The organism is Micromonospora sp. WMMD754 (assembly GCF_049315235.1).
In the GTDB taxonomy this organism is placed as follows: domain Bacteria; phylum Actinomycetota; class Actinomycetes; order Mycobacteriales; family Micromonosporaceae; genus Micromonospora; species Micromonospora sediminicola.
The window spans coordinates 336,488-354,994 of the sequence record NZ_CP186058.1; the positions used below are offsets into that span (position 1 = coordinate 336,488).

At 70.4% G+C, this 18,507-nt stretch carries 18 protein-coding genes and 1 other RNA gene; 7 read left to right on the top strand and 12 right to left on the bottom strand.

The features are described 5' to 3' along the window. Window positions 1-59: 59 nt before the first annotated feature. The 3 genes from ACN27B_RS01490 to glnA all read right to left on the bottom strand — a co-directional run bounded on the left by ACN27B_RS01490 (window position 60) and on the right by glnA (window position 2,643). Complete coding sequence (locus tag ACN27B_RS01490) at window positions 60-752, bottom strand: helix-turn-helix transcriptional regulator (protein WP_422743143.1); 693 nt, start codon at window positions 750-752, stop codon at window positions 60-62. Between the two features lie 33 nt (window positions 753-785). Further along, window positions 786-1,211 (bottom strand): DUF350 domain-containing protein, encoded by a 426-nt coding sequence (locus ACN27B_RS01495; protein ID WP_091572853.1) that lies wholly within the window; start codon window positions 1,209-1,211, stop codon window positions 786-788. Window positions 1,212-1,293: 82 nt separating this feature from the next. After that, the gene (glnA, locus tag ACN27B_RS01500; RefSeq protein ID WP_091572849.1) at window positions 1,294-2,643 is read right to left on the bottom strand and encodes a type I glutamate--ammonia ligase; all 1,350 of its coding nucleotides are present in this window, start codon (window positions 2,641-2,643) and stop codon (window positions 1,294-1,296) included. 208 nt (window positions 2,644-2,851) lie between these two features. On the opposite strand from glnA, the gene ACN27B_RS01505 reads away from it, so the two are divergent. Together ACN27B_RS01505 and panB are read left to right on the top strand one after the other, a co-directional pair. Continuing rightward, window positions 2,852-4,612: an NAD+ synthase gene (locus ACN27B_RS01505; protein WP_396824887.1), complete on the top strand. Its 1,761-nt coding sequence runs from the start codon at window positions 2,852-2,854 to the stop codon at window positions 4,610-4,612. Between the two features lie 117 nt (window positions 4,613-4,729). Further along, window positions 4,730-5,575: a 3-methyl-2-oxobutanoate hydroxymethyltransferase gene (gene panB, locus ACN27B_RS01510; protein WP_099164186.1), complete on the top strand. Its 846-nt coding sequence runs from the start codon at window positions 4,730-4,732 to the stop codon at window positions 5,573-5,575. Window positions 5,576-5,641: 66 nt separating this feature from the next. Here the strand turns inward: panB and npdG are convergent, their stop codons facing one another. The 4 genes from npdG to ACN27B_RS01530 all read right to left on the bottom strand — a co-directional run bounded on the left by npdG (window position 5,642) and on the right by ACN27B_RS01530 (window position 8,920). After that, window positions 5,642-6,340 carry an NADPH-dependent F420 reductase gene (npdG, locus tag ACN27B_RS01515; protein ID WP_091572837.1) on the bottom strand — a complete coding sequence of 233 codons (699 nt, stop codon included), beginning with the start codon at window positions 6,338-6,340 and terminating at the stop codon, window positions 5,642-5,644. Between the two features lie 95 nt (window positions 6,341-6,435). Beyond that, window positions 6,436-7,872, bottom strand: a complete 1,437-nt coding sequence (locus ACN27B_RS01520) for an RNB domain-containing ribonuclease (protein WP_422743147.1) — start codon at window positions 7,870-7,872, stop codon at window positions 6,436-6,438. Between the two features lie 83 nt (window positions 7,873-7,955). After that, on the bottom strand, window positions 7,956-8,639 hold the full coding sequence (locus tag ACN27B_RS01525) for a histone (RefSeq protein WP_422743149.1): 684 nt from the start codon (window positions 8,637-8,639) through the stop codon (window positions 7,956-7,958). Window positions 8,640-8,716: 77 nt separating this feature from the next. Further along, on the bottom strand, window positions 8,717-8,920 hold the full coding sequence (locus ACN27B_RS01530) for a hypothetical protein (protein ID WP_099164976.1): 204 nt from the start codon (window positions 8,918-8,920) through the stop codon (window positions 8,717-8,719). A 367-nt stretch (window positions 8,921-9,287) separates the two neighbouring features. On the opposite strand from ACN27B_RS01530, the gene ACN27B_RS01535 reads away from it, so the two are divergent. Continuing rightward, window positions 9,288-9,659, top strand: a complete 372-nt coding sequence (locus ACN27B_RS01535; RefSeq protein WP_091572826.1) for a hypothetical protein — start codon at window positions 9,288-9,290, stop codon at window positions 9,657-9,659. Next, window positions 9,656-10,141, top strand: coding sequence for a roadblock/LC7 domain-containing protein (locus ACN27B_RS01540; RefSeq protein ID WP_422743151.1), 486 nt, complete (start codon window positions 9,656-9,658; stop codon window positions 10,139-10,141). Before ACN27B_RS01535 ends, ACN27B_RS01540 begins: the two co-directional genes overlap by 4 nt. A gap of 197 nt (window positions 10,142-10,338) precedes the next feature. On the opposite strand, the gene ACN27B_RS01545 is transcribed toward ACN27B_RS01540, so the two are convergent. Beyond that, entirely contained in the window at window positions 10,339-11,262 is a 924-nt protein-coding gene (locus ACN27B_RS01545; RefSeq protein WP_422743153.1) for a hypothetical protein, read from the bottom strand. A gap of 101 nt (window positions 11,263-11,363) precedes the next feature. Here ACN27B_RS01545 and ACN27B_RS01550 point away from each other — a divergent pair, with 101 nt between their 5' ends. After that, complete coding sequence (locus ACN27B_RS01550) at window positions 11,364-11,639, top strand: hypothetical protein (RefSeq protein WP_422743155.1); 276 nt, start codon at window positions 11,364-11,366, stop codon at window positions 11,637-11,639. A 341-nt stretch (window positions 11,640-11,980) separates the two neighbouring features. On the opposite strand, the gene ACN27B_RS01555 is transcribed toward ACN27B_RS01550, so the two are convergent. Next, window positions 11,981-12,451, bottom strand: coding sequence for an Lrp/AsnC family transcriptional regulator (locus ACN27B_RS01555; RefSeq protein WP_422743157.1), 471 nt, complete (start codon window positions 12,449-12,451; stop codon window positions 11,981-11,983). A 95-nt stretch (window positions 12,452-12,546) separates the two neighbouring features. On the opposite strand from ACN27B_RS01555, the gene ACN27B_RS01560 reads away from it, so the two are divergent. Together ACN27B_RS01560 and ACN27B_RS01565 are read left to right on the top strand one after the other, a co-directional pair. After that, the gene (locus ACN27B_RS01560) at window positions 12,547-13,479 is read left to right on the top strand and encodes an SMP-30/gluconolactonase/LRE family protein (RefSeq protein ID WP_422746153.1); all 933 of its coding nucleotides are present in this window, start codon (window positions 12,547-12,549) and stop codon (window positions 13,477-13,479) included. A gap of 530 nt (window positions 13,480-14,009) precedes the next feature. After that, complete coding sequence (locus ACN27B_RS01565) at window positions 14,010-14,903, top strand: IS5 family transposase (RefSeq protein ID WP_422743159.1); 894 nt, start codon at window positions 14,010-14,012, stop codon at window positions 14,901-14,903. A 19-nt stretch (window positions 14,904-14,922) separates the two neighbouring features. On the opposite strand, the gene ACN27B_RS01570 is transcribed toward ACN27B_RS01565, so the two are convergent. The 3 genes from ACN27B_RS01570 to rnpB form a co-directional block, all read right to left on the bottom strand. Further along, window positions 14,923-15,117, bottom strand: a complete 195-nt coding sequence (locus tag ACN27B_RS01570; RefSeq protein ID WP_028189453.1) for a helix-turn-helix transcriptional regulator — start codon at window positions 15,115-15,117, stop codon at window positions 14,923-14,925. Between the two features lie 718 nt (window positions 15,118-15,835). Beyond that, window positions 15,836-17,005: a hypothetical protein gene (locus ACN27B_RS01575; protein ID WP_422743161.1), complete on the bottom strand. Its 1,170-nt coding sequence runs from the start codon at window positions 17,003-17,005 to the stop codon at window positions 15,836-15,838. 897 nt (window positions 17,006-17,902) lie between these two features. Beyond that, window positions 17,903-18,311: RNase P RNA component class A (gene rnpB, locus ACN27B_RS01580), an RNA gene on the bottom strand. Window positions 18,312-18,507 lie beyond the last annotated feature (196 nt).

Here is an 18,507-nt window from a genome sequence, read left to right on the forward strand (position 1 = left end):
TCCCCCGGGGCGGCAGACCCGCCAGCCTCCCCCATCCGGACCGGAAACGCTGTCGGGTTTCAGACCAGGGTGAGCGGGCGGACCCGGTCGACCGGGAGGTCGAGGTCGTCGGGGCGCAGCTCCCGGGTCACCGGCTCGGCCAGCGGGCGCACCGAACGGATCCGGTCGGTGCGGAAACACCGCAGCCCGTCGCGCAGCCGGCACCAGGCGACCAGGTACCAGTGCGTCGCGTTGCCCAGGTAGGCCAGCGGCTCCACGTCACGCGCCGAGTCGGCGCCGTCGCGGTCGGCGTACCGCAGGCGCAGCACGCGCCCGGCGGCGACCGCGTCGGCGACGGCGGCTGGGACGGGGGTGCCCGGCCCTTCGCCCACCAGGTGCACCCGGCCGGCGAGCCGGTGCGCCTCGGCCACCGCGGCGGGCGGCATCACCGCGACCAGCTTGCGCAGCGCGGCCCCGGCCGCCGAGGCGAACGGGGAGCCACCGAGGCGGTGCAGCGCGACGGCCATCGCCACCGCCTCGGCCGGGTTCAGGTTGACCGGCGGCAGCGTGCGCGCCCGGTCGACCACGTAGCCGCCAGTGCGGCCCGGCTCGGCCCAGATCGGCACCCCGGCGCCCTGCAACGCGCTGATGTCGCGCTCGACGGTGCGGGTGCTGACCTCGAAGCGGTGGGCCAGCCAGCGCGCGCTGCGCGGGCGCGGCGCCACCGCCCGCAGCTCCTCGACCAGGGCGTAGAGACGGTCGGTGCGGTTCACGTCCCGGACGCTATGCCCCGGGTCCGACAACCGTCAGGCGATGCAGGCGCAGACGATCAGCGCGGCGCCGAAGTGGGTGGCGGCGCTGACCCGGGCCGCCGGGTGCGGCTCGTCGGCGGCGATGACGTCGCCGAGCTTGCCCGGGGTGAGCAGGTCCAGCACCAGGAACGCCAGCGCCATCACCAGCAGACCGACCAGCCCGAAGATCACCGTGGAGGCCAGCCCCTTGGCGAAGGAGCTGTAGCTGGTCAGCACGGCCGTGAACACGATGCCTGCGATGCCGAGCTGGTTGGCGGCGAGCAGCAGCGCCGCGTTGCCGTTGCGGCGCGTCCAGATCAGCTCCCGCAGCTTGCCCGGCGTGAGCAGGTCGACCAGCAGGAACCCGGCGGCCATCAGGCCCACCCCGACGACCCCGAACACGATGCTCTGCCACGCCCCGTTGAGCAGGTCTCCCAGCACCGAACGCCCTCCCCGGCTCCGTTCGCCCGGCGCGGGTGCGCGGGCGGTGCCGCAGACGATAGCGGCACCGCGCCACGGTGATCTAGAGCGAGAGGTAGTGCTGCCGCTCGTAGGGGGTGACCTCGCGGCGGTACTGCTCCCACTCGGCCCGCTTGTTGCGCAGGAAGAAGTCGAAGACGTGCTCGCCGAGCACCTCGGCGACCAGCTCGGAGCCGGCCATCACGTCGATCGCCTCGGACAGGTTCTCCGGCAGCGCCTCGTAGCCCATGGCGCGGCGCTCGGCGCTGCTCAGCGACCAGACGTCGTCCTCGGCGCCCGGGGGCAGCTCGTAGCCCTCCTCGATGCCCTTGAGGCCGGCGCCGAGCATCACCGCGAACGCCAGGTAGGGGTTGGTCGCCGAGTCCAGCGACCGCACCTCGACCCGGGCCGAGTTCGGCTTGCCGTAGGCCGGGACCCGGACCAGCGCGGAGCGGTTCAGGTGACCCCAGCAGACGTACGCCGGGCTCTCGGTGATCCGGTCGGGCAGGGCCTGCGGGAACAGCCGCTTGTAGGAGTTGACCCACTGGTTGGTGACCGCGGTGTATTCCCGGGCGTGGGTGAGCAGCCCGGCGATGAACGACTTGGCGACCTTGGACAGCTTCATCGGGTCGCCGGCGTCGTGGAACGCGTTGCGCTCCCCCTCGAACAGCGACAGGTGGGTGTGCATGCCGCTGCCCGGCTGGTCGGTGAACGGCTTCGGCATGAAGCTGGCCTGCACCCCGGTGGAGAGCGCCACCTCCTTCACCACGTGCCGGAACGTCATGATGTTGTCGGCGGTGGTGAGCGCGTCGGCGTAGCGCAGGTCGATCTCCTGCTGACCCGGAGCGACCTCGTGGTGGCTGAACTCCACCGAGATGCCGATCCGCTCCAGCGCCAGCACGGCCTGGCGGCGGAAGTCCCGCGCCACGGCGTGCGTGGTGTGCTCGAAGTAGCCGCCGGTGTCCACCGGAACGGGCACCGAGCCGTCCTGCGGGCCGTTCTCCAGCAGGAAGAACTCGATCTCGGGGTGGGTGTAGAAGGTGAAGCCCTTGTCGGCCGCCCGGGAGAGCATCCGGCGCAGCACGTGACGCGGGTCGGCCCAGGACGGGCTGCCGTCGGGCAGCAGGATGTCGCAGAACATCCGCGCGCTCTCGCCGCTGACCCCGCCCTCGAACGGGAACACCTGGAACGTGGTCGGGTCGGGCATGGCCACCATGTCCGACTCGAAGACCCGGGCGAAGCCCTCGATGGCGGAGCCGTCGAAGCCGATGCCCTCCTCGAAGGCCGCCTCCAGCTCCGCCGGGGCCACCGAGACGCTCTTCAGCGTGCCGAGCACGTCGGTGAACCACAGCCGGACGAAACGGATGTCCCGCTCCTCCAGCGTACGGAGGACGAACTCCTGCTGACGGTCCACATCCACCCCTCGTGACACGTACGTCCTGCACCGGTCGGGCCGGCCCGGCTGACCGCTCAGTCTTCACCGGCCTCGTTACGCCGACGTTACGCCCTCCCCCGGCGGGTCGTCCTGCCGTGTCCCGCCCCGGGGGACGCCGGGCGGGCGGTGGCCCGCGTCTCCCGCGACCGGCGGGACTGGGGCGGGACGACTGGGGGAAGATGGGGACATGCCCACCCTGCGTCTCGCCCTGTGCCAGGTCAACCCGACGGTCGGCGACCTCACCGGAAACGCCGAGCGGGTCCGCGCGTGGACCCGCAAGGCCGCCGACTCCGGCGCCCAGCTGGCCCTCTTCCCCGAGCTGATGGTGACCGGCTACCCGGTCGAGGACCTGGTCTTCCGCCGGTCCTTCGTCGCCGCGTCCCGGGCCGCGCTGCACCGGCTCGCCGCCGACCTGGCCGCCGACGGCCTCGGCGACCTGCCGGTCCTGGTCGGCTACCTGGACGCGGACGGGCCGCCGCAGGTCAGCTCCGACGCCGAGCCGGGCCGGGGGGCCCGCAACGCGGCGGCGCTGCTGCACCGCGGCGAGGTGGTGGCCACCTACTTCAAGCACCACCTGCCCAACTACGGGGTGTTCGACGAGGACCGCTACTTCGTTCCCGGCGACACGCTGACCGTGGTGCGCGTCGGCGGGGTCGACGTGGCGCTGACCATCTGCGAGGACCTGTGGCAGGCCGGCGGCCCGTTCGCGGTGGCCCGGCAGGCCGGCGTCGGGCTGGTGCTGAGCATCAACGGCTCGCCGTACGAGCTGAACAAGGACGACGCGCGGCTGCCGCTGGTGCGCCGGCGCGCCGCCGAGGCGGGCGCGGCGATCGCGTACGTGAACATGGTCGGCGGCCAGGACGAGCTGGTCTACGACGGCGACTCGCTGATCGTGGCCGCCGACGGCACGCTGCTGGCCCGGGCGCCGCAGTTCGTCGAGCACCTGCTGGTGCACGACGTGGAGCTGCCGGCCGCGCCGGAGGCGACCGGCGGCGCCACCGACCTGGCCGACGGGATGCGGCTGGTCCGCCACGAGGTCTCCGGCATCCCGGCCGCGCCGACCGGTGAGGCGGCGACCGGCGGGATCATCGAGCCGGTCGCCGACGAGGCCGAGGTGTGGCAGGCGCTGGTGCTGGGGCTGCGCGACTACGTGGACAAGAACCGCTTCCCCTCGGTGGTGCTCGGCCTCTCCGGCGGCATCGACTCGGCGGTGGCGGCGGCCCTCGCGGTGGACGCGCTCGGCCCGCAGCGGGTGGTCGGCGTCTCGATGCCCAGCCAGCACTCCTCCGAGCACTCCCGCACCGACGCCGAGGACCTGGCCAAGCGGACCGGCCTCGACTACCGCGTCGAGCCGATCCAGCCGATGGTGGACACGTTCCTGGCCAACATGTCGCTGTCCGGCGTGGCGGTGGAGAACCTCCAGGCCCGGGTGCGCGGCGTGATCCTGATGGCGCTGTCGAACCAGGAGGGCCACCTGGTGCTCACCACCGGCAACAAGAGCGAGCTGGCGGTGGGCTACTCGACGCTCTACGGCGATTCGGTGGGCGGCTACAACCCGGTCAAGGACGTGTGGAAGACGCTGGTCTGGCGGCTGGCGAAGTGGCGCAACGCGGACGCGGCCCGGCGCGGGGAGACCCCGCCGATCCCGGAGAACTCGATCGGCAAGCCGCCGTCGGCCGAGCTGAGCCCCGGCCAGCTCGACAGCGACACGCTGCCCGACTACGACGTGCTCGACCCGATCCTGATCGGCTACGTCGACGGTGACCTGGGCCGCGACGGCCTGATCGAGTCCGGCCACGACCCGGCGGTGGTGGACAAGGTGCTGCGGATGGTGGATACCGCCGAGTACAAGCGGCGGCAGTCCGCGCCCGGCACCAAGATCTCCATGAAGGCGTTCGGGCGGGACCGGCGACTGCCGATCACCAACCGCTGGCGCGAGGACGGCTGAGCGGGCCTCGGCCGGGAGTGAATTCCTCCACTCCGACCTGCCCCCGACCGGCCGCCCGGTGCGACGATCGCGGGGAACCCGGGGACCGCGCGCGCGGCCTCGAGGAAGGAGATTGTCATGGTGGAGTCCACCCCGACCGAGGTGACCGCCCTCTACGGCGGGCCGGCCACCCGGCGGATCCGCACCCGTGACCTGATCGCCGCCAAGGAGCGCGGCGAGCGGTGGGCCATGCTCACCTCGTACGACCAGTACACCGCCTCGATCTTCGACCAGGCGGGAATCCCGGTGCTGCTGGTCGGCGACTCGGCGGCGAACAACGTCTTCGGCTACGAGACCACGCTGCCGGTCACCGCCGAGGAGCTGCTGCCGCTGGTCCGCGCCGTGGTGCGGGCCACGAGGCACTCGCTGATCGTCGGCGACCTGCCCTTCGGCTCCTACGAGGAGGGGCCGGCGCAGGCGCTGCGCACCGCGGTGCGGTTCATGAAGGAGGGCGGCTGCCACGCGGTGAAGCTGGAGGGCGGCCGGCGCTGCGCCGCCCAGATCGAGGCGATCGTGGGGGCCGGCATCCCGGTGATGGCGCACATCGGCTTCACCCCGCAGAGCGAGCACACGCTCGGCGGCTACCGCGTGCAGGGCCGGGGCGACACCGCCGAGGAGGTGCTCGCCGACGCGCGGGCGGTGGCCGACGCGGGCGCGTTCGCGGTGGTGCTGGAGATGGTGCCGGGCGAGGTGGCCAAGCGCGTCACCGGTGAGCTGCGCATCCCCACCGTCGGCATCGGCGCCGGCCCGGACACCGACGGGCAGGTGCTGGTCTGGCAGGACATGGCCGGGCTGCGCACCGGCCGGGCGCCCCGGTTCGTCAAGCGTTACGCCGACCTGGCCGGCGCGCTCACCGACGCCACCCGCCGGTTCGCCGACGAGGTACGCGGCGGCGAGTTCCCCGCCCCCGAACACACCTTCTGAGGTGTAAGGAAGGGCCCCTTCTTAACGCCTGGCGTAGAGGAGGGGCCCCTTCTTAACGAGCGCCGCTCAGAGATCCGTGACCCGGATGCCGGCGTGCGCCTTGTAGCGCTTGTTGATCGCGATCAGGTTCGCGGTGAACGCCTCGATCTGGTGGGCGTTGCGCAGCCGGCCGGCGTAGATGCCCCGCATCCCGGGGATCCGGGCGGCCAACGCGGCGACCACGCCCACCAGGTCCCGGTCCTCGGTGCAGATCAGCACGTCGAGGTCGATCCGATCGACCTCCGGGTCGGCCAGCAGCGGCGCGCTGACGTGGTTGAACGCGGCGCAGACCCGGGAGTCGGGCAGCAGCGCGGCGGCCTGCTGCACGGCGCTGCCCTCGGCCACGGTGAGCGCGTACGGGCCCTGCTTGTCGAAGCCGAGCGGGTTGACGCAGTCCACGACGATCTTGCCGGCCAGCGGTTCGGCGAGCGCGGCGACGGTGGCGGCGTGCCCGTCCCACGGCACCGCCACGATCACCACGTCGCTGCGCCGGGCGACCTCGTCGTTGTCGGCGCCGGTGACCGTCGCGCCGGCCGGCATCCCGGGCAGGGCGGCGATCTCGGCGGCGGCCTGAGCGGCCCGGTCGGCGGCGCGGGAGCCGATCAGCACGGTCTGCCCGGCCCGGGCGAACCGGTAGGCGAGTCCCCGCCCCTGGTCGCCGGTGCCACCGATGATGCCGACGGTCAGCCCGGAGACGTCGGGCAGCGTGGTCGCGTCGTAAGCCATGCGGTCATCCTCGCAAAGGGTGCCCGGCGTCGGCGCGTCGAGGCGCTGTGACAATCCCCGCCCCCGCCGGGTCGGTGCGGGACGTCCACCGCCGGTCAGGCGCGTTCGAAGGCGACCTTGCGCTCCACCGGGTCGGCGACGGTCAGCCGGACCCGGACGCGCTCGCCCAGCGGCAGGTCGCCGACGCAGCGGGCCCGCACCGGCGGCTCGTCCAGCGCGACAGTGCCGCCGGGCGGCCGGCCGGCCCGGCCGTTGCCCGCCGGGCGCGGCTCGTCCACGTCCAGCACCGCCGCCTCGAACGTCTCCCCCACCCGGTGCGCCAGCAGCACCGCCTCGGCCAGCTCGATCGCGCCCCGGGTGGCCGCGCCGGCGGTACGGTCGGTCGTCGCCATCACCTCCGGCAGCTTCGGCAGCGCGTCCCGGACGTGCTCGGGTACCTCCCGGCCCTCGTGCAGGGCCAGGCACGCCTCGGTGGCGTAGCGGTCGGCGAGCCGGCGCAGCGGCGCGGTGACGTGCGCGTACGCGGCGGCCACCCCGCCGTGCTCGGGCTGCTCGGGCACCGCGCCGTCGAAGGCGGTGTACGCGGCCCCGCGCATCAGCTCGGCGGCCTGGTCGACGAAGGCGGCGGCCCGGGGTCGCGACGCGTCCAGCCCGGCGAGCACCTGACCGACCGGGACACCGTCCGGCCACGGCACGCCGAGCGGGCCGGCGGCGGTCCGTAGCCGCTCGACCGCCTCCGCGCGGGGACGCGGCATCGTCCGCAGCAGCCCGATCCGGCCGGCGAGCATGATGTCGGCGGCGGCCATGCCGGTCAGCAGCGAGATCTGGGCGTTGTGTTCCTCCATCGCCCCGGGACCGCGCAGCACCAGCCGCCAGCCGTCGCCGTCGGGCTCGACGTCCTGCTCGGGCAGCGGCAGGTTGATCGCGCCCCGGTGCAGACCACGGGTGGTGAGCAGGGCCCCGATCTCGGGCAGCAGGGCGATCGGCTCGGGCAGCCGGCCGGCGTCGGCGTCGCGTTGCACCCCGCCGTAGTCGAGTTTCGCCCGGCTGCGCACCAGGGCACGTTCCAGGGTGACCGCGACCGTGCCACCGTCGGCGTCCAGGTCGATGGTCCAGAGCACCGCGGCCCGGTCGGCGTCGGGCAGCAGGCTGGCCGCCCCCTCGCTGAGCGTGTGCGGGTGCAGCGGCACGTTGCCGTCCGGCAGGTAGACCGTCTGGCCCCGGCGCCACGTCTCCGCCTCCAGCTCACCGCCGGGGCGTACGTGGGTGAACACGTCGGCGATCGCGTACCGCACGCGGTAGCCGCCGCCGGGACGGCGGGCGAGGTGCATCGCCTGGTCGAGGTCGCGCGAGGTCGCCGGGTCGACCGTGACGAACGGGACGTCGGTGCGGTCGGCGACGGCCGGCGGCGGCGCGGCCGCCGCCGTGTCGGCCTCGCGCTGCGCCGCGGCCGGGAAGCTCTCGGGCAGTCCCAGCTCGCGGCGCAGCGCGCCGAAGTCGATGCGGGGCGCCAGTACGCGTCGGATCACCACGCGGTCAATCCTGACAGCGTCCCGCACGTTCCGCTCACCGGCGCGACGGCGTCAGCTCCCGCCGCGCGGGTGAGCGGTCGGGGTCAGGCCCGGCGGGCCGGGGCCTTGCGGGCGGTGGTGGTCCGCTTGGCCGTGGTGGTCTTGCGGGCCGGCGCCTTCTTGGCCGCCGTGGTCTTCTTGGCCGCGGTGGTCTTGCGCGCGGTGGTGGTCTTCTTCGCCGGGGCCTTCTTGGCCGCCGTCTTGCGCGCCGCGGGGCGCGTCGAGGCGGTGGTCTTCTTGGCCGGCGCCTTCTTCGCCGCGGTGGTCTTCTTGGCGGCGGTGGTCTTCTTCGCCGGCGCCTTCTTCGCGGTGGTCGTCCGGGCGGTGGTCGTCTTCCGGGCCGCCGTGGTCTTCTTCGCCGCCGCCGTGGTCTTCTTCGCGGGCGCCTTCTTCGCCACCGTCTTCTTCGCGGTGGCCTTCTTGGCCGGCGCGCTCTTGGCGGTGGTCTTCGTGGCCGGCGCCGTCCGACCGGCGGTCTTCTTGGCCGCGGTCTTCTTGGCGGTCGTCCTGGCCGCCGTGGCCCTGGTGGCGGGCGCCTTGCGCGCCGCCGACACGACCTTCTTGGCGGCGGCCTTCTTCGCCACCGCCTTCTTCGCCGGCGTCCGTCCGGCGCCGGCGCCCGAGGCGTTCGGCGACGCCTTGGTGACCGTCGTCGTCCTGCCCGCGGTGGTCCTCTTCGCGGTCGTCCGTTTCGCGGCCGGGCGGGTGGCCTGCTGTGCTTCGGCCATCTCGGTTCCCTTTCCTGGGGACGTGCTCTCGCCCTCGCGGAGCACGGATCACCTCGACGCGGGCCCTCCCGCGCCGTCTAGCGGCCCTCCCCGGCCCAACGGGCGTCCTCGGCATCCCACGCTTCGTTACGCTCCCGCACCTGCTGCAGGGCGTTCTCCGCGTCGGAGGCTGAGGCGTACGGTCCGAGAACGTGCTTCGCGGGGCACACGTCGGCATCGGTCTCGACCCGGTGGTGTCGCGTGCACCAGTAGTAGTGCCCACCACTTCCGTCGTCGCTCATGCGATCACTGTGCACCGGGAACCGCCCGGCCGCCACCGGAACGCCACAAATAGTCGTCGCCCTCTCCACATTAGACCTGGTCGTGGCGGTCGCGACGGGGAACTGCGGAAGACGGGGTACGCGGGACGACACGTCCCCGCTCTAGCAGCAGGAGGCAGGATCGACCATCCGACGGTGAGTCCCACTTACGGGACCGGCGGCCGAGCCGGGGGCTCCGCTTCGGTGGATCATCGCCCGAGCCGGTGCCGGGCGGACGGCGTTGTGCAAGCCTCGACGGAGCATATTCGCGGGAGACGTCGGCTGTCAGCCCCGCCGGACACCGCGAGCGGGCCCGCCGGCGCATCCCGTCAGACCTGGGGAGAGAACCGTGGGCAATCTTGACGTCGCGTTGAAGAACGCGATGAGCATCGACGGGGCGATCGGAGCCGCGCTCGTCGACTACACCAGTGGCATGACCCTCGGCGTGGCCGGAGGCACCGGCGAGATCGACCTGACCGTCGCCGCCGCCGGCAACACCGACGTGGTCCGGGCCAAGCTGCGCACCATCGAGATGCTGAAGCTCGACGACGAGATCGAGGACATCCTCATCACGCTCGGCAGCCAGTACCACCTGATCCGACCGCTGAGCAACCGCACCGGCAAGGGGCTGTTCCTCTACCTGATGGTGAGCAAGAGCCGGGCCAACCTCGCGATGGCCCGGCACCAGCTGCGCGTGATCGAGGAGACCCTGGAGCTGTGAGTCGGGTGGACGACCTCCCCCGCCGTACGCCGGCCCGGGCCGGCGCCCTGCCACCCCCGCGCACGCTGCCGCCCTCGCTGGCCGGCAACCCGGCCCTGCCGTACCCGGCCATCGGGCAGGAGCTGTCGGCGCTGCGGCTGCAGATCCCCGGGGTGCACGGCTGTGTCCTCGGCGGCGTCGACGGGCTGCTCGTCACGCACAACCTGCAGAACGGCGCCGACCCGGACGACCTGGCGGCGCTGGCCGCCACCATGTTCGGGCTGGGCCGGCAGGTCGGGTCCCGGCTGGGTCAGGGCGACTTCCAGCAGTCCACCGTACGCAACGAGGGCGGCTATCTCAGCGTCTACGCGGTGAGCCCGCAGGCCCTGCTCGCGGTGGTCGGCACGGACAGCATCAACGTGGCGCGGCTGCACCTGCACGCCCCGACCACCGCGGCCCGCCTGGGCGACCTGCTCGACGGCGTCGTCCCGACCACCTCCTGACCGCCTCCGGTCGCGCCGGTCCCCCGGGGCCGGCGCGGCCGTACCCGTGACGGTCCTGCCGCCGACCTCGATCAGGGACCCGTCGGCGTTGCCGCCGTCCTTCTCCGACGGCGCCCCGGCGGCCGACGGTCGGCACAACCACCGGCCCGGACCGGACCTCGGTTCTCGCCGCCTTTCGAGCTGATATCACGAACGACTCAGGCCGCGACCCGTGTCCGCGGGGCCACGTCACCCGCCGGCGTCCGGTGGCGGGCGGCCATCCCCCGGCAGCGGGCGAGCAGGGCCAACGTGACCAGCACCAGCGCGAAGCCGGCGAACTCGTGGTCGAGCAGCCAGAAGAACTGCACCACGACCAGGTGCAGCACCAGAGCGGACATCAGCGCCCCGAGCGCGCGCACCCGCCGGCCCGCCGCCCAGAGGCCCAGCCCGACGGCGGTGACGAGCAACGCGGCGACCGCCGCCGCCACGTGGGTGCCGCGCCACGGCCCCGGCTCACGGGACAACAGCACCAGCGGCCGGCCCAGCGAGAACACGGCGAGCAGCCCGACCGCCACCACGGTGGCACGGTCCCACGCGGGTGTCCCAGTCCTTCCTGACATCAGCTCGACCGGGGTACGCAGACGGTCCGGCCAGCGGAACGCCGGGCGGCGGACGCCTCCCGCCGCCACCGCGTACGCCAGGGCCTGGGCCGCGTTGGCCCGCCGTTCCCGCTCGGTGGGCGGCCGACGGCCCACCACGAGGACCACGAACAGGCACGCGCCGAGAAGCGTGGCGTGGATCAGCGCGGCGACCGGCTCGTAGAAGTAGTCGTGGTCCCGGGTGACGAACTTCCCCACCTCGTCGATGAACAGCCCGAAGCCCACGCCGGCGAGCACGGACGCGGCGGTGCGCACCGCCCGGCCCAGGAAGAGCATCGGGAGCAGGTGCGCGACGAGCATGCCGAGCCCACCCCAGAGCAGGTGCGCCACGTGCAGGTCGCCGGAACCGACCTGCGGGAAGCCGGTGGCCGCCAGGTAGAGCCGGGTCACCGCGACGGTGAGCACGGCGGCGACCAGGAAGAGCCGGAACCGGCGTACGCCGTCGGCGTCCCGCAGCGGGCGGCGCGGTCGGGGCAGGCTCATGCCTCCGATCCTGCGCGGCGGGCACGGCGACCGACATCCGGAACCGCACCCATGATCCCCCTAGGGAGGGGTGACGCGCCGGGGTCGTCATGCTGTCTCCCATGGGCCACCGTGACGACCGGGAGTCCGACGTGCGCCGGCTCCTCGACGAACTCTGCGTCAAGCTGGGCTTCTGCCTGCCACCGGAGGAGAGGCGCCGACTCCGCGAGTCGCCTCCGGCTGGCGTGGACGGCTTCACCGACGAGGTGCTCGCGGCCGAGGGGATGAGCGGCAGCGAGCACCCGGACCTCCGTCGCCAGGTACGGGCGGTCGTCGAGCGGCACACCGGCCGATGGAGGGGAACGGGCGACCACGCCCCCGAAGGCCGGGACCTCTGACCAGCTCGTGGTCGCCCAGCGGCGCGGCACACCCGGCGGAGACGGCCGTCCCGTCGTCGGCCGTGTTGTCAGACGTCCAACTCGAACCCGCTCGCCGCGCCGTCCGTGACGATCAGCCGGAGCAAGGTCATCTCCGAGGCCTGAACCCGTAGGTGGTCCGGGCAAGATCCAGAAGGTCGTCAGGCGCGCGGCCCGCGCGGATGACGTTGGGCGTCCGGGGCCCAGGCCGACGGCGGCACGCGCGCGAGCAGACCTCCGCCCGCGCAGACCTGGCCGAGGCGGCGATGTGCGCGCGTCCGATCGTCGAATGAGCGGGGTGCCGCTCGGCCAGGGCGCTGCGACTACTCCTGGCGGTCGGGGCCCTGGTCGTGGACGTTTACCGGACGTTCGAAGAACGACTCCAGTACGACGATGGTCTGAGTGCTGGTAACCCCGTCGATCGCGAAGATGCGCCTCAGTACGGCTTGCAGATCCTCGGTAGTGGCGGTGCGGATCTTCACCAGTGCGCTCGCCGAGCCGGCGATGATGTGCGCCTCCTGAATCTCGGGTATGGCCGCGAGCGCGTGACGAGTCGCCGCGTCGCCCATCCACGCATCGGCGCCGAGCATCACGAAGGCGAGCACGCCACGGCCGACGACGGCAGGGTCGACGTCCACGGTGGTGCGCCGGATCACGCCTCGCTCGCGCAGCTTGCGTACGCGTTCGTGCGCCGATCCGGCGGACAGGCCAACCGCCTCACCCAAGGCCGCATAGGACTGGGTCGCGTCGCGCTGCAACCGGGCCAACAGGGCGCGATCAATACCGTCAATCATCAGGCGCCTATCATGATTTGGAACACGTACCGCTTGACCATACCACGTTCGGCAACCAGGCTCTTGGTCAGAACTTCGTTCGGAATGGAGATCGCATGTCTGACAGTGTCCCTGCTGAATTCCGGCTGCTCGATGAGAAGTTCCGGTACCTCGACGGTGACTTCGTCATCGAGGTCCTGCATGGTGGCGCCCGCAAGACAGAGGGCCCGGCATACTTCGCGGCCGGCCGCTATCTGGTGTGGAGCGACATCCCCAACGATCGGCTGCTGCGCTGGGACGAGACCACCGGCGAGGTCGGCGTGTTCCGCCAGCCCTCGGGCTACGCCAATGGCAACACCATCGACCGGCAGGGCCGGCTGATCACCTGCGAGCAGGGGAACCGGCGGGTGACCCGCACCGAGCACGACGGCACGGTCACCGTGCTGGCAGACCGCTACGACGGCAAGCAGCTCAACAGCCCCAATGACGTCGTGGTGCGGGCCGACGGCACGATCTGGTTCACCGACCCGATCTACGGCATCTACAGCGACTACGAGGGAAACAGGGCCGAGCCCGAGTTCGGTGGCTCGTGCTACGTGTTCCGGCTCGACCCCGCCACCGGGGACCTGCGCGTCGTCGCCGACGACTTCTGCCGCCCCAACGGCCTGGCCTTCTCAGCGGACGAGCAGCAGCTGTTCATCGCCGACACCCGGCAGGAACCCAGCCACATCCGTGTCTTCGACGTAACCGCCGATGGGGCTCTCAGCGGTGGCGAGATCTTCGCCGAGTGTGACAACGGGCGCTTCGACGGCCTGCGCGTCGACGACGACGGCCGGCTGTGGGCCGCGGCGTGGGACGGCGTGCACTGCTTCGACCCCGACGGCACCCTCATCGGGAAGTTGCTCCTGCCCGAACCGGTCGCCAATCTCACCTTCGGTGGACCGAAACGCAACCAGCTGTACATCACCGCCGGTCGCTCCGTCTACACGCTGCGGGTCACCTTCAACGGCGCCCGCTACCCGGGACCCGCCGACAGCGAAGAGCGGTGAGCCGCGACGTGCACACCCACCGGGAACAGCGCACCGACGCGGCGTCTGGAGCACGGTATCGCCGCGAACTGCGCGTAGACCCGCACCGCGACACGGAGGTACGAGGCGAGGACCTTGATGCTCTTCTCCCCCGCGTCGAGGAGCGCCGAGGCGTAGAAGTGGCGCAGCGACGGAGGACACAAAGCGCGAAGCGCCACCGCCCGGCTCTGAGCTGGTGGGCGACGGACGCTGCCACGCCCCCGATAGCGGTGGTCAAGCATCAGGTGGGCCGCGACTGTCAAGCCCGTCCCGTGACGGGACAGAGTGCCTGGTCGAGCCGATCGCTGTGATCCGACAGCTGATGTGCGACACAGCTCTGCCGGGTGATGTGCGACGGTCCAACAACCTAGGGACCGGTGCAAGACGGGCTTAGGGCGCGTTTCATAAGTCGGGTGCGCCGGGGCGAGGTCACGGCGTGGCGGTGATCGATAACTGAAGAGGTCTCCGGTACTTGGTACAACGACCAAGAAGCACCATGCACCGGAGACCTCGTGGCCACCCTAGCGGTGACGAGGCGGCACGACCTGACCGACGCTCAATGGGCGGCTCTCGCCCCGCTGCTGCCTGCGCGCTCGACCAGGGGACGTCCGCCGAAATGGACAAGACGGCAGCTCATCGACGGGATCCGTTGGCGGATTCGGATCGGATCGCCATGGCGGGACGTCCCGGCCGAGTACGCGCCCTGGCCCACCATCTACGGCCTGTTCCGCCGCTGGCAACGTGACGGAACCTGGGACAGGATCCTGGCCGAGTTGCAGGCCGTGGCGGACGCGGCCGGTCGCATCGACTGGGACGTCAGCATCGACTCGACGACCAGCCGCGCCCATCAGCACGCCGCTGGCGCCCGCCGCGACGGGGACCTGCAGAAAGAACCACCCGGCGGCGTGCACGACGAACCCGCCGATCACGCCTTGGGCCGCTCCCGCGGCGGGCTGACCACCAAGACCCACCTCGCCTGCGAGCAAGGCCAGAAAGTCCTGGCCCTGACCCTGACTGCAGGCCAACGCGGGGACAGCCCACAGTTCATCCCCGTCCTGCGCAAGATCCGCATCGCCCGGATCGGCGGTGGGCATCCCCGCACCCGCCCGGACCTGGTCCTGGCCGACATGGCCTACACCTCGAAAGGTAACCGGGGCCACCTACGCTCCCGCGGCATCAAAGCCTGCATCCCGAGCAAAACCGACCAGGACGCCCACCGCAAAGCCCGAGGATCAAAGGGCGGCCGCCCGCCCGGGTTCGACCCGGCCGTCTACCGCCAACGCCACGCCGTCGAGTGCGGCATCAACCGCCTCAAACGCCAGCGCGGCGTCGCTACCCGATACGACAAGTTGGCCGTCCGCTTCCAGGCCGTCCTGACCATCGCCATCATCAACGAGTGGCTCTGACGGCATTATGAAACGCGCCCTAGTCCAGGTCCCCACGCTTGGCGGCGATCCACGCTTCAACGTCCTCGGCGAGCCAGACGTTGCCCATCTGGAGCGTGGCCACGGGCTCGGGGAAGTCGCGCCGGTTGGTGATCTGGTAGACGCGCTGTCGGGAGACGCCGCCGAGCATGGTTCGGATCTCGCCCGAACCGACCAACCGCAGCTTCTTACCCATGACGCTGACGCTAGGCATCCGCCGACTAGGCACGTACCAAGTTGATGGATGCCTAGTTCATGCATGCCCTAGTCGCTTACCCTTGATGCATGACTAGGTCCAAGTGGTTCCAGCGCCCTGATCATCCGGTCGACTACGTAGCCGGCGAGCCGGTCTCGTCCACGCGCAACTTCGGGTCACAGCGATGGATTGGCCGCGCTGCCGTCAAACCGCCGGAGCCACCCGCAATGCCGAAGACCGGTGCCTGGCGCTCGTCGAGGGCCCTCAAGCGCCGCAACCAGAGGTGAATCATGCTGGTCCCACAGCAGCAGCCGGAGCCTCCGTTCAGGGTCCTGATGGCCGGCTACGTCGTCGATTTCCACCACCGCTCCGCCTGTTCGAAGTGCGCCGACGACGGGTGCCCCCGCCTGGTCGCGGCCGGTGAGACGCTACGCGCGTGGCGGGATAGGAAAAGATCAAATGAAGGCCGGTGATGTGCTCAGCCTAACCCGCACAGCGGGCCCTCAATTTGTGAAGCCAATCCTTGTACGTCTCATAAGAATACGCACAGATATTCACACCTACGACGGCTGGAGATGGATAGAAGGATACGAGTTGGACAAGTGCGGCAACGCCGTCGCACGGCGGGAGCTGTTCGTATTTTCAGCAGGCGTGGTTCTATCTTCCAAGCGCGTAGCTCCGCAGCCCGAAGGGCGCCACAAGGGGGCCAGACAGCGCACTACTTAACGATCAATTTGATCAAGCCTGAGAAGTCTCCACCATTAACGGCGGCATAGAAGGCCAAAGCCACAGCGCCCATTGCGGCGACCGCATTCACTGCCTTGGTAGGCCCGTCAACTAAGTCCAAAACGGCAACAAGTCGATTTATCGACCAACCCGTGCTTCTTGAGGCGAGCAGGTCTTCCTCATCAGACCCTCGCGCAAGTTCATCAACCGCCACGCCTGCCGCGTTCAAAAGCCCTGGATCTCTCGGTTCGGCGAGGCAACTGACTACAAGCTCCAAGGTCGCGCGCATGTCCACTAAGCGACTGGAATCAGGCGGCACAGGTTTGACCAAAATCCGACGAATGGATGCACTCAGCCCGTCCAGTACGCGCGACAGCGGATGCGGCGCTGCCAGCTGACGCAATTCGGGGGCAACCGCAATCGCGGAGGAGTGCATTTGCTGAGCGAGCGCAGCCAAGCCATAGCGCCAGTCCCCCAACGGATCAGGTATGGGCGAGTACTCGCCGTACGATCCCTTGCCCTCACTCGTTCGAGAGGTCTCGCCAAGCAACGCTATCAAGGCCCGCGTGGGCTCCATCTGCCGCCTGACCGTTCGAACCTTAGCCAAAACAACGAGGAAGTAGGCAGCAATGCCAGACCCAACGACACACCAAGAAGCCACGGGAGGAAGGCCGCCAAAGATATCTGCGTTGATTTTCTCCAGGCCTTCACTCTGAGTTGAAATGACACTTAAGAATGACGTAGAAAATAGATAGGTGAAAAAGAACGGCGCCAACCCAAGCAAATAGTAAGAATAGATTGCAATCGAAGATTCCAAGAACGACTGGCTGCTAATTCTCCCACCAGACTTAGAAATTCTTCTCAGCTCTCGCGAGTGCGGAGATGTGGCAATTTTGCTAGCGCCGGAAGCGACGACCGAGAACCCGAATATTGCTGCCGTAGTTGCCGTCGTCGCGATTAGACTAGCTGCCACGTTCTGAACATAGCCTTGCTGATCCGACCCAGCAGCCATCCGCACAAACCCAAAGCCAATTGCATAAGGGACGCCGAAGGCAACGACTGCGAAGAATGCGCCGATTAGACCGAGCCACAGGAAACGTCCGAGGTTGACCCAGACCGCAGCCGCAGGGGGGCCCAGGTTGGCCTCTCGCCAGGAGACCAACTTCCGAACTAAAAATCTCTTAAGATGCTCAGTCGCCAGACGCCCCCTGCCATGCCCGCTAATCCTTTCCAGAAGGTACCTGATAATGGTTCGGACCGCAGGCCGAATTGGATTTAGCCGGTAAGGCTTTGATACAAGAAGCGGAAGCCGGGGAGACAACTTTGCGGGCACCGACACCCGAATTCTCATCATAAAGTAAAACGACAATCGAATCGCGATGTATGGAGCAACGAGACTCAGGTAAAGTCCACTCAGAATCCACAACACGGAACGGCTCCTACGCATGATCGGCCCTGCTCAATCTTGCAGAGGCTGTCAAGGCGCAGCGTCAGGACAGTGTCAAGATGCGGTGGCTGCTGAATCGTTCTGTAGTAGATCAAGGCACCGCGCTCCGCGCGGTGCGGGGCGGCAAGCCCGGCCGGCGGCGAGCCGCCCCGGCCGCCTACGGCGCCGGGGCGGTGAGCCACCGACAGCCGCCGGGACACCGCCCCATAGAGGCCAGGAGGCAACCCAGCGCGGCCGTGACGGAAGCCGGCGGGGCCGCTCTGGTGGGCTGGTTGGGGCTTCCGTCTGCCGCGCCAGTCCAACCCCGGGACTGGCTTGCCACCGGGTCACCGGGTCGCGGCACCAGCTCCACCGCCAGGACGTGCCCGACCCTCCCCCACAGCCGCCGGCCCCGCTCCCGAACGATCGAGCGCCGGCCCCTCAGACGGCCCACAGCGGCACAGCCAACCCCACTCGGGAAGAGGTCAACTGAGCCGGCGCTCAGGGCGTCTCCAGGGCGTCAGGGCGTCGTCAGGGCGTCAAACGCCGGCCAAAGTTGACCAACGACGACCATAGACGCCCGGACATAGAACCAGCTCAGAGCCTTGATCAGGTCTCTGAGCTAGTGGGCGACGGACGAGTCGACCTGTACGCCGGATTCTGTGCCCGGCGCGTCCGAGGACGCGCCGGCGGCGGCCATCCATCTAGGCCTGCCGTCGCCGGCAGGCTCCAGCGGCCTACCCGCAGACATCGGACGGGCAGCCCTCAAGCGTCTGCGCGGGTCGTCATCTTGCGGTGACGGCCCTTTCTTGGCCTTGCTCCGGGTGGGGTTTACCGAGCCACCCCGGTCACCCGGGGTGCTGGTGGGCTCTTACCCCACCGTTTCACCCTTACCGTCCCGTGACGGGCCGGCGGTCTGTTTTCTGTGGCACTGTCCCGCGGGTCACCCCGGGTTGCCGTTAGCAACCACCCTGCCCTGTGGAGTCCGGACGTTCCTCGGCGACGGGCCGGAGCCCGTCGACGCGACCGCCCGGTCGACTCGTCCGTCGCGCTCTCATCCTAACGACGCACCCGTCACGCGCATTTCCGACCCGGGCGCGACGGCGGACCGCGAGTTCGCCGAGGTGGCGACAGCGCGGGGCCGGGGACCCAGCCGCGGGACCCGGCCGGGACCTGGCGCAACCCGAGCCCGAACCAGGCAGGCGACCCGGTCCCGGGCGTACTAGCCTCTGGGGATC

Excerpts from the sequence above, each read along its gene's own strand:
- ACN27B_RS01505 (WP_396824887.1), top strand. The coding sequence starts at position 2,852 with ATGCCCACCCTGCGTCTCGCCCTGTGCCAGGTCAACCCGACGGTCGGC.
- panB (WP_099164186.1), top strand. The coding sequence starts at position 4,730 with ATGGTGGAGTCCACCCCGACCGAGGTGACCGCCCTCTACGGCGGGCCG.
- npdG (WP_091572837.1), bottom strand. The coding sequence starts at position 6,340 with ATGGCTTACGACGCGACCACGCTGCCCGACGTCTCCGGGCTGACCGTC.
- ACN27B_RS01525 (WP_422743149.1), bottom strand. The coding sequence starts at position 8,639 with ATGGCCGAAGCACAGCAGGCCACCCGCCCGGCCGCGAAACGGACGACC.
- ACN27B_RS01530 (WP_099164976.1), bottom strand. The coding sequence starts at position 8,920 with ATGAGCGACGACGGAAGTGGTGGGCACTACTACTGGTGCACGCGACAC.
- ACN27B_RS01545 (WP_422743153.1), bottom strand. The coding sequence starts at position 11,262 with ATGAGCCTGCCCCGACCGCGCCGCCCGCTGCGGGACGCCGACGGCGTA.
- ACN27B_RS01550 (WP_422743155.1), top strand. The coding sequence starts at position 11,364 with ATGGGCCACCGTGACGACCGGGAGTCCGACGTGCGCCGGCTCCTCGAC.
- ACN27B_RS01555 (WP_422743157.1), bottom strand. The coding sequence starts at position 12,451 with ATGATTGACGGTATTGATCGCGCCCTGTTGGCCCGGTTGCAGCGCGAC.
- ACN27B_RS01560 (WP_422746153.1), top strand. The coding sequence starts at position 12,547 with ATGTCTGACAGTGTCCCTGCTGAATTCCGGCTGCTCGATGAGAAGTTC.
- ACN27B_RS01570 (WP_028189453.1), bottom strand. The coding sequence starts at position 15,117 with ATGGGTAAGAAGCTGCGGTTGGTCGGTTCGGGCGAGATCCGAACCATG.